Source organism: Synechocystis salina LEGE 00031 (assembly GCF_015207985.1).
Taxonomy (GTDB): Bacteria; Cyanobacteriota; Cyanobacteriia; order Cyanobacteriales; family Microcystaceae; genus Synechocystis; species Synechocystis salina.
In genome coordinates this window covers 11702-26126 of record NZ_JADEVV010000034.1, presented here as the reverse complement: position 1 = coordinate 26126, position 14425 = coordinate 11702, and the positions used below count along the sequence as shown (strand labels likewise).

The window sequence follows — 14425 nt, the reverse complement described above, 5'->3', positions numbered from 1 at the left end:
GTGTTATTGACGGTTGGTTCCCAGCCATTCCCGCAAAATTTTTAACTTTTAATTATTTGCCCACTAAACCGTCTTTTGTTACCTGAAATTATTGAATTTTTCCATGACTAATACCTTGACTAGTACTTTTGCCGACCTTGGTCTTTCTGAAAAACGTTGTCAACTCTTGGCCGACATTGGCTTTGAGTCCCCCACCCAGATTCAAACCGAAGCGATTCCCCTCTTGCTCAGCGGCCGGGATATGTTGGCCCAGTCCCAAACGGGTACCGGTAAAACCGCCGCCTTTGCCTTGCCGTTGATGGACCGCATTGATCCCGAGGGGGATTTGCAAGCCTTAATTTTGACCCCCACCCGGGAGTTGGCCCAACAGGTGGCGGAAGCGATGAAGGACTTTTCCCACGAGCGCCGTCTGTTTATTTTGAATGTGTACGGTGGCCAATCCATCGAACGACAAATTCGCAGCCTAGAGCGGGGGGTGCAGATTGTGGTGGGTACCCCAGGGCGAGTTATTGATTTAATTGAGCGCAAAAAACTGAAATTGGAAACCATCCAATGGGTGGTGCTCGATGAAGCGGACGAAATGCTAAGCATGGGCTTCATTGACGATGTGAAGACTATCCTGCGTAAAACTCCTCCTACCCGTCAGACGGCTTGTTTTTCCGCCACCATGCCCCGGGAAATTAAAGAGTTGGTCAACCAATTTTTGAACGATCCCTCCCTAGTGACCGTCAAACAGACCCAATCCACCCCCACCCGCATTGAGCAACAGCTTTACCATGTGCCCCGGGGTTGGTCTAAGGCCAAAGCGTTGCAACCGATTTTGGAAATGGAAGATCCGGAATCCGCCATTATCTTTGTGCGCACCAAACAGACCGCCGCTGACCTGACCAGTCGTTTGCAAGAAGCGGGCCATAGCGTGGATGAGTACCACGGCAACCTGAGCCAGTCCCAACGGGAGCGCTTGGTGCATCGTTTCCGGGATGGCAAAATTAAGCTGGTGGTGGCCACGGACATCGCGGCCCGGGGCTTAGATGTGAATAACCTCAGCCATGTGGTTAACTTTGATTTGCCCGATAACGCTGAAACCTATATTCACCGCATTGGCCGCACCGGTCGGGCTGGTAAAACCGGCAAGGCGATCGCCCTAGTGGAACCCATTGACCGTCGTTTACTGCGCTCCATCGAAAACCGTCTCAAACAACAGATCGAGGTTTGTGCGATCCCCAACCGTTCCCAGGTGGAAGCCAAACGCATTGAAAAACTCCAAGAACAACTCAAGGAAGCCCTCGCCGGTGAACGGATGGCCTCGTTCTTACCCCTGGTGCGGGAACTGAGCGATGAGTATGATGCCCAGGCGATCGCCGCTGCGGCTCTGCAAATGATTTATGACCAGAGTTGTCCCCATTGGATGAAAACCGATTGGGAAGTACCTGAAGTCGACTTCAACAAGCCCGTCCTGCGTCGTAACCGTGGTGGTGGCGGTGGTCAAAATAAAGGTGGGGGCTACCAAGGTAAACCGGGTAAACCCCGTCGCTCCAGTGGTGGCCGTCGCCCTGCCTACAGCGATCGCCAACAGTAAACAATGGTCAGATCGGCTGGTTGAAAAAACGAAGCTGGGTTAATGACTCGCTAAAAAAATCACTCCTCCAGAATGTGAATCCTGGGGGAGTTTTACTGTGACCAATGATTGACTCCCAGGGGAGAAATTGACTAACCCATGACTAGGGATAAAAAGCGAGTTGGGGTAAGCCCAAGGATTCTTCCCAACCCATCATTAGGTTTAGGCATTGCACCGCCTGCCCTGCCTGGCCTTTGACCAAATTATCAATGGCGGAAAGGACAATGACCCGCCCAGTGCGGGGATCCACTTCAATGCCGATGTAGCAAAGGTTAGTGCCCCAGGCCCATTTGGTTTGGGGGTAAACCCCGTGGGGCAGAATTTTCACAAAGGGGGAAGCCCGGTAAAAAGCGCTGTAAATAGTGATCAGATCATCCCGCACTAACCCCGGATCACGCAGGGTGGCATAAACGGTGGCTAAAATACCCCGCACCATGGGGATCAAGTGGGGGGTGAACTGGACTTGCAATTCCGTACCGGCTAAATCACTGGCAATCTGCTCAATTTCAGGGGTGTGGCGGTGTTTAGCAACCCCATAGGCCCCCAAAGAACCCTCCGCTTCCGCTAGGAGCATATTAACTTTTGCTTCTCTACCTCCCCCGGAAGTGCCGGATTTGGCGTCAATGATGGCGGTTTCAGGCACAATGAAACCCTGTTTGAGCAACGGGGAAAGGGCCAGCAAACTAGCGGTGGGGTAACATCCGGGGCAACCAATTAGTTGGGCATCCTTAATGGCATCCCGATACAATTCCGGCAGGCCGTAAACAGCTTGGTTATTGGTGGCTTGGTCCTGGCGATCTTTTTTGTACCATTCCGTATAGGTGTTGAGGTTACGGAAACGGTAGTCCGCCGACAGGTCCAAAACTTTACAACCTTTGGCCAATAATACCGGGGCCATGTCACAGGCCAAACCGTTGGGCAAACCAAGGAATACCGCATCACAACGGTCGGCGATCGCCTCTAGGTCAATGGGTTCAATGGTGAGATTTACCCGGTGGGTTAAATGGGGATAAAGGTCACTGTAGGGCTTCCCTGCGCTACTGTGCCCCGCTAGGTAGGTTAATTCCACCTGGGGATGTTCTAAAAGTAAACGTACTAACTGAATGCCGCCATAGCCCGATGCGCCAATGATACCGACTCTAGTTTTTTCATTCCCCATGGTTCTCAAGTCTCAAATAATGCCAATAGATTGGTGAAATTGGTGTGTTGGCTGAATTCTAATATCAAAATTGCCCAATGGCGAACTTGATCCCTGGTTTCGCCAAGATTTTTTCTGGGATCTCCCTGCCTGGATAAATTGCTGGACTCCCTTGGGGAACGGTCAACTTTGCGTACAATGGCTAGACGGGGGTTAAGCCCGACCATTAAAGGGTTTAACTCTGTCCTACTTTGCGTCTTTTCTCCCATGGGTTACATCGCCGTCGTTGACTATGATATGGGCAATCTCCACTCCGTCTGTAAGGGTTTGGAGAAAGTGGGGGGGAATCCCCTCGTCACGGACCAGACCCACGTTATTGATGGTGCCACGGCCATTGTTCTGCCGGGGGTAGGTTCCTTTGATCCGGCGGTGCAACATTTACGGGAAAGGGGCTTGGAAGATGTGCTCAAAACGGCGATCGCCAAGGGGACTCCTTTTTTGGGGATTTGTTTAGGTTCCCAACTGCTATTTGACAGTTCCGAAGAGGGCCAGGAAAAAGGGCTGGGCATTATCCCTGGACAAGTCAAACATTTCCGTTCTGAGCCGGGACTGACCATTCCCCACATGGGCTGGAATGGGCTGGAATTAAATCAACCGGATTTATGCCTCTGGCAAGCTTTGCCCCCGGACCCCCAGGTGTATTTTGTCCACTCCTACTACATGGCTCCCCTTGATCCCCAGGTAGTTGCCGCTAGCACTACCCACGGCAGTCAGACCATCGCGGCGGCGATCGCCAAAGATAATGTGATGGCAGTGCAATTCCACCCGGAAAAGTCCTCTACCCTGGGACTAAAAATTTTGGCTAACTTCGTTCAGAAGGTGCTTTGAGCATATTTAGCCCTACCAAGTGTCGTGGTTGGTCACAGTTGCCTGTAATTTTTCCAACACCTCCGTTACAGGAATTTCTCCCAATTCCCCCGAAGCTCTGGTGCGGATATTGAGGACATTGGCTTCCACTTCTTTGGCTCCCACCACTGCCATAACTGGGATTTTTTGCTTTTCTGCATTGCGAATCATTTTCCCTAGGCGATCGCCACTGGTATCCACTTCGGCCCGCAAACCAAGGGCTTGCATTTGTTTGACCACTGACTGGGCAAAGGGTAAAAACTCATCACTCACCGCCAGCAAACGCACCTGAATAGGAGCTAACCAGAGGGGAAAATCCCCGGCATACTCTTCAATTAAAATGCCAATTAACCGTTCCAGGGAACCAAAGGGGGCCCGGTGAATCATCACAGGTCGTTGGCGGGAACCATCGGCGGCAATGTATTCCAAATCAAACCGCTCTGGCAAATTGTAATCCACCTGTACGGTACCCAGTTGCCATTCCCGTTCCAGGGCATCTTGGAAAATGAAATCCAGTTTAGGGCCGTAGAAAGCCGCTTCCCCTGGAGCTTCAAAATAATCCATCTCCAATTCCTGCACCGCCCGACGGATGGCTCCCTGGGCTTTGTCCCAAGCATCATCAGAACCAATGTATTTATCGGATTCTGGATCCCGGAAGGAGAGACGGGCTTTAAAATTCTTCAGTTGCAAACTTTTGAACACAGTCAGAATCAAATCCACCACGCTCAAAAATTCCGCATCCAACTGATCCGGGGTGACAAATAAATGGGAATCGTCCACCGTAAACCCCCGCACCCTGGTTAAGCCTCCCAGTTCCCCCGATTGCTCGTAGCGATAGACGGTGCCAAATTCCGCTAACCGTTGGGGCAAATCCCGATAGGAACGCAGTTCACTCTTATAAATCTGGATATGGAAAGGACAGTTCATTGGTTTGAGCACAAAGCCCATTTCCTGGGCCGCTTCCTCCGCTGATTCCGCCATCATGGGGAACATGTCTTCGTGGTATTTTTGCCAGTGCCCCGATTGTTTGAACAAATCTACCCGGGCAATGTGGGGGGTAACCACGGGCAAATAGCCCCGCTTAATTTGCTCCTGTTTAAGAAAATCCTCCAAAACGGTGCGAATAATTGTGCCTTTGGGAGTCCAGAGGGGTAAACCGGGGCCTACGGGGTCAGAAAAGATAAATAGTCCTAATTCTTTACCCAGTTTGCGGTGATCCCGTTTGAGGGCTTCTTCCTTGCGCCGTTGATATTCTGCCAATTGTTCTGGGGTTTCCCAAGCAGTGCCATAAATTCTTTGCAGTTGGGCGTTGTTGGCATCTCCCCGCCAGTAAGCTCCCGCCACACTTTCAAGGGCGATCGCCTTGGGGTTAATCTCCGCTGTGTTTTCTAAATGGGGCCCGGCACAGAGGTCCCACCATTGATCCCCCAGATGGTAAAGGGTGATGGGTTCATGGATGCTGGCGAGGATTTCCAGTTTGTACGGTTCTTGGATTGCCTCAATCTTTTGTTTGGCCTCTTCTCGACTGAGTTCTTCCCGAATCACCGGCAATTTTTTATTAATTATCTTCACCATCTCCTTCTTGATGGCCTTTAAATCCGCCTCGGTGAAGGGTTCTTCCACGTCAAAATCGTAGTAAAAGCCCGTCTCTGTCCAGGGGCCAATGGTTACCTGGGCTTTAGGAAAGAGTTTCTGTACCGCCATGGCCATGATGTGGGAAGTGGTGTGGCGGATTTTTTTGAGATTTTCCGACTCACTGGTGCGGGGTAAGGCGATGGTATCGGAGGAAACGGGGGGTTTGGCCATGGATAATGTTTACAAAAAATGTTCAAACGAAGGAGTTCAGCCCCCTCCCATGATACTTGATCTGCTCCCGCCCCCCATCGCTCTGGGCATTGTGGCTGGATGGAGATGGCTATGGCGCCCATGGGAACAGGTTATAATCCAAAACGTTTTCCTTCATGTCTGGTTTTGCCGTGTCCTACGCCATTGATTTTGGTACAACCAATACCGTCATTGCCCGCTGGAATGAAGTAACCCGTCAAGGAGAGTTAATTGACCTGCCTTCTCTGAGCCGTCCCCTGGGGGATAGTGGCCCCTTGGTTCCCAGTTTGCTCTACGTGGAAAATGCGGCCCTTGGCCAGGTGGCGATCGCCAGGGAAGTGATGGATCAAGGCAGGGATATTCCCAGTGATGCCAGGTTTTTTCGCAACTTTAAGCGGGGCATTGGGGCGGCGGTGCAGGGATTTTTACCCCAATTGGATGGCTGTACGTTGTCCTTGGAAACATTGGGGCAGTGGTATTTAAATAAATTAATCCGAACCTTAACGGAGCAAGAAGGCAAAGGGCCCGATTGTTTGGCCTTAACAGTGCCGGTGGACAGCTTTGAATCCTATCGCCATTGGCTGAGCCACACCTGTCGCAGTTGGGGAGTGGAGGAAGTGCGCCTGGTGGATGAACCTACGGCCGCCGCGTTGGGCTACGGGGTGGGGGATGCCAACCAAATCTTGGTACTGGATTTTGGTGGGGGCACAGTGGACTTTTCCTGGGTGCAGTTGGGAGAGAAGACATCAAAAAACCGTGCAGGATTTCTGCTCAAATGGGGGGATGTGCTTGGGAGCGGAAAAACAGCGGAAAAGTCTGCTCTAGCTAAGGTGTTGGCCAAAGCAGGAGCCAATTTAGGCGGTAGTGACATTGACTATTGGATTAGTGAATATTTCACCCAGGCCCAAGGTTTACAGGTTTCCCCCTGGATTAAACGTCTAGCGGAGCGGCTCAAAATTGCCCTGGCCCAAACAGAAGAAGCCACAGAAGTTTACTTTGATGACCAGGCTCTAGAATCCTACGAATTTCAACTGCGGCGATCGGACTTAACAGCAATCCTCCAGCAACGACAATTTTTTGACCGGCTAACGGCTCTGTGGGAACAGGTTCAGCAAACTGCCCAACGACGAGGTTCCACTCCCGCTGACCTAGATGCAGTGTTGGTGGTGGGGGGAACCAGTCAGTTGCCCATGGTGCAAGATTGGATTAACGCTCAATTTCCTGCCGATAAAATTCGCAATCAACAACCCTTTGGGGCGATCGCCTTGGGAGCGTTGCAAATTTACCAGGGCCGTGGGGTGCAGGATTATCTCTACCATAGCTACGGAGTTAGGTATTGGAATCGTCGTAAAAATAGCCATAATTGGCACCCGATTATCAAAAATGGGCAAACTTACCCCATGGCCGAGCCGATTGAACTGACCCTAGGCGCTTCCTTGGATAATCAGCCCAGCATTGAACTAATTGTCGGGGAATTGGGGTCCAGCATTGGGGCCACGGAAGTGTACTTTGACGGCAATCAGTTAATCACTAGGGTTTTAGAAAACCAAGAGTTCACAGTCCAACCCCTCAACGACCGCAATGGGGCCAGGCAAATTGCCCAACTGTCTCCCCCTGGGGTCCCCGGTGGCGATCGCATTAAGGTCAAATTTTGGGTGGATGACCAGCGCTATCTACGGCTTACCGTGGAAGATTTGTTACAGCAAAAACTGTTACTGGAAAATCAAGTGGTGGCCCAGTTGCGTTAAATTTCCTAGCCAAAGTCAGGATTCACTTGGGTGTATTTATTGGCGTTAATCGTTGGGGATCAATGCATCACTGTGTTGATCAATACCATGCCAAGACAAAAATCGATTCCAGGCGATCGCCAAGATCAGGGTAAAATGTTCTACCCAAAGTCGAGGCCAAGTTTTTATGATCACCACCGATGTCGTCATTATTGGGGCGGGGCATAACGGCCTAGTCTGTGCCGCCTATCTGCTCCAACGGGGCTTGGGGGTGACGTTACTAGAAAAGCGGGAAGTGCCGGGGGGGGCGGCCACCACAGAAGCTCTCATGCCGGAGCTATCCCCCCAGTTTCGCTTTAATCGCTGTGCCATTGACCACGAATTTATCTTTCTGGGGCCAGTGTTGCAGGAATTAAATTTGTCCCAGTACGGTTTGGAATATTTATTTTGTGACCCCAGTGTTTTTTGTCCTGGGTTGGACGGTGAAGCTTTCATGGCCTACCGTTCCTTAGCTCAAACCTGCGCCCACATTGCCACCTATAGCCCCAGGGATGCGGAAAAATATCGGCAATTTGTCAATTACTGGACAGATTTGCTCAACGCTGTCCAGCCTGCTTTTAATGCTCCTCCCCAGGCGTTACTAGATCTAGCCCTCAACTACGGTTGGGAAAATTTAAAATCTGTGTTGGCGATCGCCGGGTCGAAAACCAAAGCGCTGGATTTTATTCGCACCATGATTGGCTCCCCGGAAGATGTGCTTAATGAATGGTTCGACAGTGAACGGGTGAAGGCTCCCCTGGCCAGACTATGTTCAGAAATTGGCGCTCCCCCATCCCAAAAAGGCAGTAGCTCCGGCATGATGATGGTGGCCATGCGCCATGGGGAAGGCATTGCTAGGCCCAAAGGGGGCACGGGGTCTTTAACAGATGCGTTGGTGAAATTAGTGCAAGCCCAAGGGGGAAAAATCCTCACCGATCAAACCGTCAAACGGGTATTGGTAGAAAATAACCAGGCGATCGGGGTGGAAGTGGCCAGTGGCGAACAGTACCGGGCCAGAAAAGGCGTGATTTCCAACATTGATGCCCGCCGTTTATTTTTGCAATTGGTGGAACCGGGGGCCCTAGCCAAGGTGGATCAAACCCTAGGGGAACGGCTGGAACGGCGGACGGTAAACAATAATGAAGCGATTTTAAAAATTGACTGCGCCCTCTCTGGTTTACCCCACTTCACCGCCATGGCCGGAGAACAGGATTTGACAGGAACCATTTTAATCGCCGACTCGGCACGCCATGTGGAAGAGTCCCACGCTCTTATTGCCCTGGGGCAAGTTCCCGACGCTAACCCTTCCCTATACTTAGACATCCCCACCGTGTTGGACCCCACCATGGCCCCCCCAGGCAAGCACACTTTGTGGATTGAATTTTTTGCTCCCTACCGCATCGCCGGATTGGAAGGAACGGGGTTAATGGGCACAGGTTGGACTGATGAGTTGAAGGAAAAAGTGGCGGATCGGGTGATTAATAAATTGACTGACTATGCCCCTAACCTAAAATCCTTAATTATTGGTCGCCAGGTGGAAAGTCCGGCGGAATTAGCCCAACGGCTGGGCAGTTACAACGGCAATGTCTACCATTTGGATATGACCCTAGACCAGATGATGTTCCTGCGACCCCTACCGGAAATCGCTAACTACCAAACCCCCATCAAAAACCTTTACTTGACAGGGGCCGGCACCCATCCCGGTGGCTCCATCTCCGGTATGCCTGGTAGAAATTGCGCTCGGGCTTTTTTAAAGCAACAACGACGTTTTTGGTAAAGCTCACAATGATAAATGGTTTACCATGTTAGGCCTAAGCTTGCCCCTCGAAGGTCAGCCTTGAATCCTATTGTTATTTTCCTTTCCATACCATGGCCAGCACCACCACTGCCAGTGCAGACCTCTACGCAAAAATTAAGGACTTTTACGACGACTCCACCGGTCTCTGGGAAGATGTCTGGGGTGAGCACATGCACCACGGCTACTACGGGCCCCACGGCACCTATCGGATCGATCGCTGTCAGGCCCAAATTGATCTGATTAAAGAACTATTGGCCTGGGCAGTGCCCCAAGATAGTGGCAAGCCAGGAAAAATTCTCGATTTAGGCTGTGGCATTGGCGGCAGCAGTTTGTATTTAGCCCAGCAATACCAAGCAGAAGTGATGGGGGTAAGTCTCTCCCCCGTACAGGTGGAACGGGCAGGGGAAAGGGCCAAGGCCCTGGCATTGGGCTCAAGCTGTCAGTTCCAAGTGGCCAATGCCTTAGCTTTACCCTTTGCTTCCGACTCTTTTGACTGGGTTTGGTCTCTGGAAAGTGGGGAGCACATGCCCAACAAAGCTCAGTTTTTGCAAGAGGCTTGGCGGGTACTTAAACCCGGTGGCTGTCTGATTTTAGCTACCTGGTGTCACCGTCCCATTGATCCCGGCAATGGCCCCCTAACCGCCGATGAACGTCGCCATCTCCAAGCCATTTATGACGTGTACTGTTTACCCTATGTGGTTTCCTTACCAGATTACGGGGCGATCGCCGGAGAATGCGGCTTTGGGGAAATTAAAACCGCCGATTGGTCTGTGGCTGTGGCCCCCTTTTGGGACAGGGTAATGGAATCTGCCCTTGATCCCAAAGTGTTATGGGCCCTAGGACAAACGGGGCCAAAAATTATCAATGCCGCCCTGTGTTTGCGGTTAATGAAATGGGGCTATGAACGGGGATTGGTGCGTTTTGGCTTATTAACGGGGATAAAGCCTTTAGTTTGAAGTCCACAATGTCCTAGGTAATTATGGAATTCGACTATCTTCATTTATACGTTGACGATTATCAGTCAGCCCATCATTGCTATCAGCGCCAATGGGGTTTCATTTGCTTAGATAAAATCAACAATCAGGAGGGGATTACTGGCATTTATCAACAAGGGCAAATTCTGCTACTAATTTCTGCCCCTGCCCCTAGATCTGATTTCAGTAGATATGGTGATTACCTACAAAAACATCCCCCTGGCATTGGTGAGGTGGCATGGCAAATAGCAACAGAAAATTGGTCTACCTTTACCGCTCACCTAGAGCAAAAAAAAATTAAAACTAGCCCTATTAGGCATCTCCTGACTGGGGTAGAGGGATTGACTTTTGTGGCCTGGGGAGACGTGGCCCATAGCGTTTATCCCGCTCGTCCTTCCTTGAAAAGCCAAAAGTTCCATGGCTCTAACTTAACCACCATTGATCATGTGGTACTAAACATTGGAGCTGATCAATTTACCCAGGCCTCTCAATGGTATCAACAGGTGTTTAGTTGGTCAGTACAGCAACGCTTTACTATTAATACTTGCGATTCTGGGTTATACAGTGAAGCATTAATCAATGCTAATGGAAAAGTTCAGTTTAATCTCAACTGTCCGACTACAAATACTTCTCAAATAGAAACTTTTTTAGCTAATAATGGTGGAGCAGGCATTCAACACGTGGCCTTTGCCACCGATAATATTATTGAAACTGTCACCCATCTGCGCGGTCTGGGAGTGGAATTTCTTTCTGTACCTCCTAGCTATTACAAACAACAACAGCAGTGCAATCACTTCCACAATAATTGTTTAAATTTGGATTGGAATAGCCTACGACGTCTACAGATTCTCCTCGATGATCAGGAGAATACAGGTCAGCAGTTACTACTACAAATTTTTAGCCTGCCTTGTTACGGAGATGGTAGTTTATTTTGGGAAATTATTGAGCGCCGTCATCGAGCTAGAGGGTTTGGAGAAGGCAACTTTCAAGCTCTCTACGAAGCAGTGGAAGCCTTGGAAAAAAGCTTGGAAGTTTGACAATAGATAGTCTGAAAAGATTTACTAATGCTTAGTTTTTGATTATTCTAATCATTATTTTACTTTTATCATAAAATTAATTACCCTAGATATGCTTAAAACCATTGTTGCGGAGCAAAGACGGTTCTTTCACCTTGGTAAAACTCAATCAGTGGGAAAAAGATTAAGCTTACTAAGCAAACTAAAAGCACAAATCCAAGCCCAGGAAGCAGAAATTACTGCTGCCCTTAAGCAGGATTTTGGTAAGCCTCCCTTTGAAAGTTATGTGAACGAAATTTTGGGGGTAATTAGGGAAATCAATTATTATCAAAAACATCTCCAGCAATGGTCTAAGCCTCAACGGGTGGGCGTTAATTTACTGGTATTTCCTGCCACAGCCCAGCTAAGACCAGAGCCCCTTGGTGTAGTCCTAATTATTAGTCCCTGGAATTATCCTTTTTATCTTTGTTTAATGCCCTTAATTGGGGCGATCGCCGCTGGTAATTCTGTGGTAGTAAAGCCGTCCGAATATACCCCAGCCATCAGTGGAGTAATTGCCCAATTAATTCAAAGCGTATTTCCCCCAGCTTGGGCCACGGTGGTGGAAGGGGATGAAACCGTTAGCCAACAATTGCTACAGGAAAAATTTGACCATATTTTCTTCACCGGTAGCCCGAGGGTGGGTCGGTTAATTATGGCGGCGGCAGCGGGCCAATTAACCCCGGTTACGTTGGAATTGGGGGGGAAATCTCCCTGTGTGGTGGATAGGGAAATTGATGTAAGGGAAACGGCAAAACGCATTATATGGGGCAAACTGGTCAATGGGGGGCAAACCTGTGTGGCGCCGGATTATCTATTAGTGGAGCAATCCTGTCTAGATCAACTTTTGCCAGCTTTACAACAAGCCATTAAGACACTGTTCGGGGAAAATCCGGCCCATAGTCCTAACTACACTCGCATTGTTAACCGACGACAATGGTCACGGTTAGTGGATTTATTAAGCCATGGCAAAGTAATTACGGGGGGAGATTATAACGAAGGCGATCACTATATGGCGCCGACTTTAGTTGTTGATCCGGATCTAAATTCCCTCTTAATGCAAGAAGAAATATTTGGACCCATCCTGCCAATTTTGACCTATGAAAACTTAGAGGAAGCAATAGATTTTATTAACGCTAAACCTAAACCGCTGGCGTTATATTTTTTCAGTAATAATCGACAAAAACAAGAGCAAATACTGCAATCTACCAGCTCTGGCAGTGTTTGTTTGAACGATATTCTCATACATTTGACTGTGGCAGAATTACCCTTTGGCGGAGTGGGGGAAAGTGGCATGGGGCGCTACCATGGCAAAGCCAGTTTTAATACTTTTAGCAACCATAAAAGTATTTTACGTCGTCCCTTTTGGGGGGAAACTAATCTCCGTTATCCTCCCTATGGTAAAAAAATGAACTTGATTAAAAGATTTTTTTCCTAGGTTAAGCCATGGCTGTTCTTCCCCAGCTGAGTATTATTATTCCTGTCTTTAATGAAGCAAAAATTTTACAAAAATCCTCAGGCGATAATAGCAAGGAATATTTGGGACAATTTACCCAGGATCAACGAATAGAAATCTTAATGATTGATGGGGGGAGTGGCGATCGCACAGTGGAATTATGCCAAAATTATGCTGATCGTTTGCCTTTACAGGTTTTTTCTAGCCCTCAACCAGGGCGAGCAAACCAAATGAATTACGGTGCCAGTTTGGCCCGGGGGGAATGGCTGTTATTTTTACATTTGGACTGTATTTTACCTAGGGATTTTTTTGCCCAAATAGCTCAAATATTAAGCAATTCGGATTACATAGCCGGAGCTTTTGGGTTGACTATTGATCTGCCTGGTAGACCCTATCGCTGGCTAGAAAAATTAATTCTTTGGCGCTCCATTTACGCTCAACGGCCCTATGGCGACCAAGGTTTGTTTATTCGGCAACGGGATTTCCAGCGGCTGGGGGGCTTTGCCGATTTAGCGATTATGGAAGATTACCAATTTATGCAAAAACTGGGAAAACAGCAGGGCAAGGTGGCGATCGCCGAAGGCAAAGTGATTACGTCTGGACGACGGTGGCAAAAGCTAGGACTGGTGCGGACTACGGTCATTAACCAAGCGGTGGTGGCGGGCTACCATCTGGGTGTTTCCCCTCACACTTTGGCCCATTGGTACCGGGGGGCAAAACCGAATCGGGGGAACCGGTCAAACTCCGACGGGACTTCTTGTTAGAGTAAGTTAGTTAGGGGTAAAGCTGGGGCGGTTTGATCAACTCCATGGCAAGTCCGGGAAAATTTTTCCAGGCTTTGCTCCAGGGCGGCAGTTTCAGGTCACAGGAGGGACACTTGTATGGCATCAACGGATTTCAAGGACTATTACCAGATTTTAGGGGTGGGCAAAACCGCTTCAGAAGCTGACATTAAAAAACAGTTCCGTAAATTGGCACTGAAATATCATCCTGACAAAAATCCTGGGGACAAGGCAGCGGAGGAAAAGTTTAAGGAAATTAGCGAAGCCTATGAGGTGCTTTCCGACCCGGAAAAACGCAAAAAATATGATCAATTTGGTCGCTATTGGCAACAGGCCGGAGCCGCGGGGCAACCCGGTGGGGGTTACGGCCCAGGGAATGCCGGCGTGGGAGTTGATTTTGGTGGCTTTGACTTTAGCCAGTACGGTAATTTTGACGAATTTATCAATGAGCTATTAGGGCGTTTCAATACCCCCGGTGGCGGTCCCAGAACTTCCTATGGTTATTCCACCGGCGGCCCTGGTTTTAATGATTTTGGTGGTTTTGGCAATGCCCAGGCCCCCGCAGGCGATCGGGAAGCAACCCTACAGTTAAACCTAGCGGAAGCTTTTCGGGGGGTGGAAAAACGCCTCAACCTGGGGGAAGAAATGGTCACAGTGCGCATTCCTGCCGGGGCCAAAAATGGTAGTCGAGTGCGGGTCAAGGGTAAGGGCATGGCTAACCCCTACGGCCAACGGGGGGACTTATACCTTAATTTGCAACTGACCTCCCATCCCTTTTTCCAATTTGAAGGGGATAACTTGGTCTGTGAATTGGCGATCGCCCCTGATGAAGCGGTGTTGGGAGCCGACATTGATGTGCCCACCCCCGATGGCATGGTGCGGATGAAAGTACCGGCCGGGGTTAAATCTGGCCAATCCCTACGGTTAAAGGGCAAAGGTTGGCCCAACCCCAAACAGGGCCGGGGCGATCAGTTGGTGCGTCTAGTCATTACTGCTCCGAAAAATCCCAGCGCCGTTGAACGGGAATGCTACGAAAAAATCCGGGCGCAACGGACCGAAAATCCCCGCCAAGCGGTGGAAAAATACGCCAACCTATTTGGGTAAAATT

Annotated in this window: 12 protein-coding genes; 9 read left to right on the top strand and 3 right to left on the bottom strand. The window is 49.6% G+C overall.

Annotated elements, in window-relative coordinates; all coding sequences use genetic code 11:
* Positions 1-103 precede the first annotated feature (103 nt).
* On the top strand, positions 104-1579 hold the full coding sequence (locus IQ217_RS12290; protein ID WP_228024158.1) for a DEAD/DEAH box helicase: 1476 nt from the start codon (positions 104-106) through the stop codon (positions 1577-1579).
* A 142-nt stretch (positions 1580-1721) separates the two neighbouring features.
* On the opposite strand, the gene argC is transcribed toward IQ217_RS12290, so the two are convergent.
* On the bottom strand, positions 1722-2777 hold the full coding sequence (gene argC / locus IQ217_RS12285; protein ID WP_194020162.1) for an N-acetyl-gamma-glutamyl-phosphate reductase: 1056 nt from the start codon (positions 2775-2777) through the stop codon (positions 1722-1724).
* Positions 2778-3023: 246 nt separating this feature from the next.
* Between argC and hisH the strand changes: the two genes are divergently transcribed.
* Entirely contained in the window at positions 3024-3644 is a 621-nt protein-coding gene (hisH, locus tag IQ217_RS12280) for an imidazole glycerol phosphate synthase subunit HisH (RefSeq protein WP_194020161.1), read from the top strand.
* Positions 3645-3656: 12 nt separating this feature from the next.
* Here the strand turns inward: hisH and thrS are convergent, their stop codons facing one another.
* Complete coding sequence (gene thrS, locus IQ217_RS12275; RefSeq protein WP_194020160.1) at positions 3657-5468, bottom strand: threonine--tRNA ligase; 1812 nt, start codon at positions 5466-5468, stop codon at positions 3657-3659.
* A gap of 170 nt (positions 5469-5638) precedes the next feature.
* Between thrS and IQ217_RS12270 the strand changes: the two genes are divergently transcribed.
* On the top strand, positions 5639-7234 hold the full coding sequence (locus tag IQ217_RS12270) for an Hsp70 family protein (protein ID WP_194020177.1): 1596 nt from the start codon (positions 5639-5641) through the stop codon (positions 7232-7234).
* A 45-nt stretch (positions 7235-7279) separates the two neighbouring features.
* On the opposite strand, the gene IQ217_RS19265 is transcribed toward IQ217_RS12270, so the two are convergent.
* Entirely contained in the window at positions 7280-7411 is a 132-nt protein-coding gene (locus tag IQ217_RS19265) for a hypothetical protein (RefSeq protein WP_265583636.1), read from the bottom strand.
* Between IQ217_RS19265 and IQ217_RS12260 the strand changes: the two genes are divergently transcribed.
* The 6 genes from IQ217_RS12260 (at position 7401) to IQ217_RS12235 (ending at position 14421) form a co-directional block, all read left to right on the top strand.
* Positions 7401-9029 (top strand): phytoene desaturase family protein, encoded by a 1629-nt coding sequence (locus IQ217_RS12260; protein WP_194020158.1) that lies wholly within the window; start codon positions 7401-7403, stop codon positions 9027-9029. The genes IQ217_RS19265 and IQ217_RS12260 overlap by 11 nt on opposite strands.
* 92 nt (positions 9030-9121) lie before the next feature.
* Positions 9122-10006 (top strand): methyltransferase domain-containing protein, encoded by an 885-nt coding sequence (locus tag IQ217_RS12255; RefSeq protein ID WP_194020157.1) that lies wholly within the window; start codon positions 9122-9124, stop codon positions 10004-10006.
* Between the two features lie 23 nt (positions 10007-10029).
* A complete protein-coding gene (gene hppD, locus IQ217_RS12250; protein ID WP_194020156.1) occupies positions 10030-11061 on the top strand; it encodes a 4-hydroxyphenylpyruvate dioxygenase in 1032 nt (343 codons plus the stop codon).
* 91 nt (positions 11062-11152) lie between these two features.
* On the top strand, positions 11153-12517 hold the full coding sequence (locus IQ217_RS12245; RefSeq protein ID WP_194020155.1) for an aldehyde dehydrogenase family protein: 1365 nt from the start codon (positions 11153-11155) through the stop codon (positions 12515-12517).
* 8 nt (positions 12518-12525) lie between these two features.
* Entirely contained in the window at positions 12526-13299 is a 774-nt protein-coding gene (locus tag IQ217_RS12240; protein ID WP_194020154.1) for a TIGR04283 family arsenosugar biosynthesis glycosyltransferase, read from the top strand.
* Positions 13300-13416: 117 nt separating this feature from the next.
* The gene (locus tag IQ217_RS12235) at positions 13417-14421 is read left to right on the top strand and encodes a DnaJ C-terminal domain-containing protein (RefSeq protein WP_194020153.1); all 1005 of its coding nucleotides are present in this window, start codon (positions 13417-13419) and stop codon (positions 14419-14421) included.
* The last annotated feature ends 4 nt before the right edge of the window (positions 14422-14425 follow it).

What these genes read in the sequence shown, in the direction of transcription:
- IQ217_RS12235 (WP_194020153.1), top strand. Translation starts at nt 13,417, where the DNA reads ATGGCATCAACGGATTTCAAGGACTATTACCAGATTTTAGGGGTGGGC.
- IQ217_RS12255 (WP_194020157.1), top strand. Translation starts at nt 9,122, where the DNA reads ATGGCCAGCACCACCACTGCCAGTGCAGACCTCTACGCAAAAATTAAG.
- hppD (WP_194020156.1), top strand. Translation starts at nt 10,030, where the DNA reads ATGGAATTCGACTATCTTCATTTATACGTTGACGATTATCAGTCAGCC.
- IQ217_RS12240 (WP_194020154.1), top strand. Translation starts at nt 12,526, where the DNA reads ATGGCTGTTCTTCCCCAGCTGAGTATTATTATTCCTGTCTTTAATGAA.
- thrS (WP_194020160.1), bottom strand. Translation starts at nt 5,468, where the DNA reads ATGGCCAAACCCCCCGTTTCCTCCGATACCATCGCCTTACCCCGCACC.
- IQ217_RS12260 (WP_194020158.1), top strand. Translation starts at nt 7,401, where the DNA reads ATGATCACCACCGATGTCGTCATTATTGGGGCGGGGCATAACGGCCTA.
- argC (WP_194020162.1), bottom strand. Translation starts at nt 2,777, where the DNA reads ATGGGGAATGAAAAAACTAGAGTCGGTATCATTGGCGCATCGGGCTAT.
- IQ217_RS12290 (WP_228024158.1), top strand. Translation starts at nt 104, where the DNA reads ATGACTAATACCTTGACTAGTACTTTTGCCGACCTTGGTCTTTCTGAA.
- hisH (WP_194020161.1), top strand. Translation starts at nt 3,024, where the DNA reads ATGGGTTACATCGCCGTCGTTGACTATGATATGGGCAATCTCCACTCC.
- IQ217_RS12245 (WP_194020155.1), top strand. Translation starts at nt 11,153, where the DNA reads ATGCTTAAAACCATTGTTGCGGAGCAAAGACGGTTCTTTCACCTTGGT.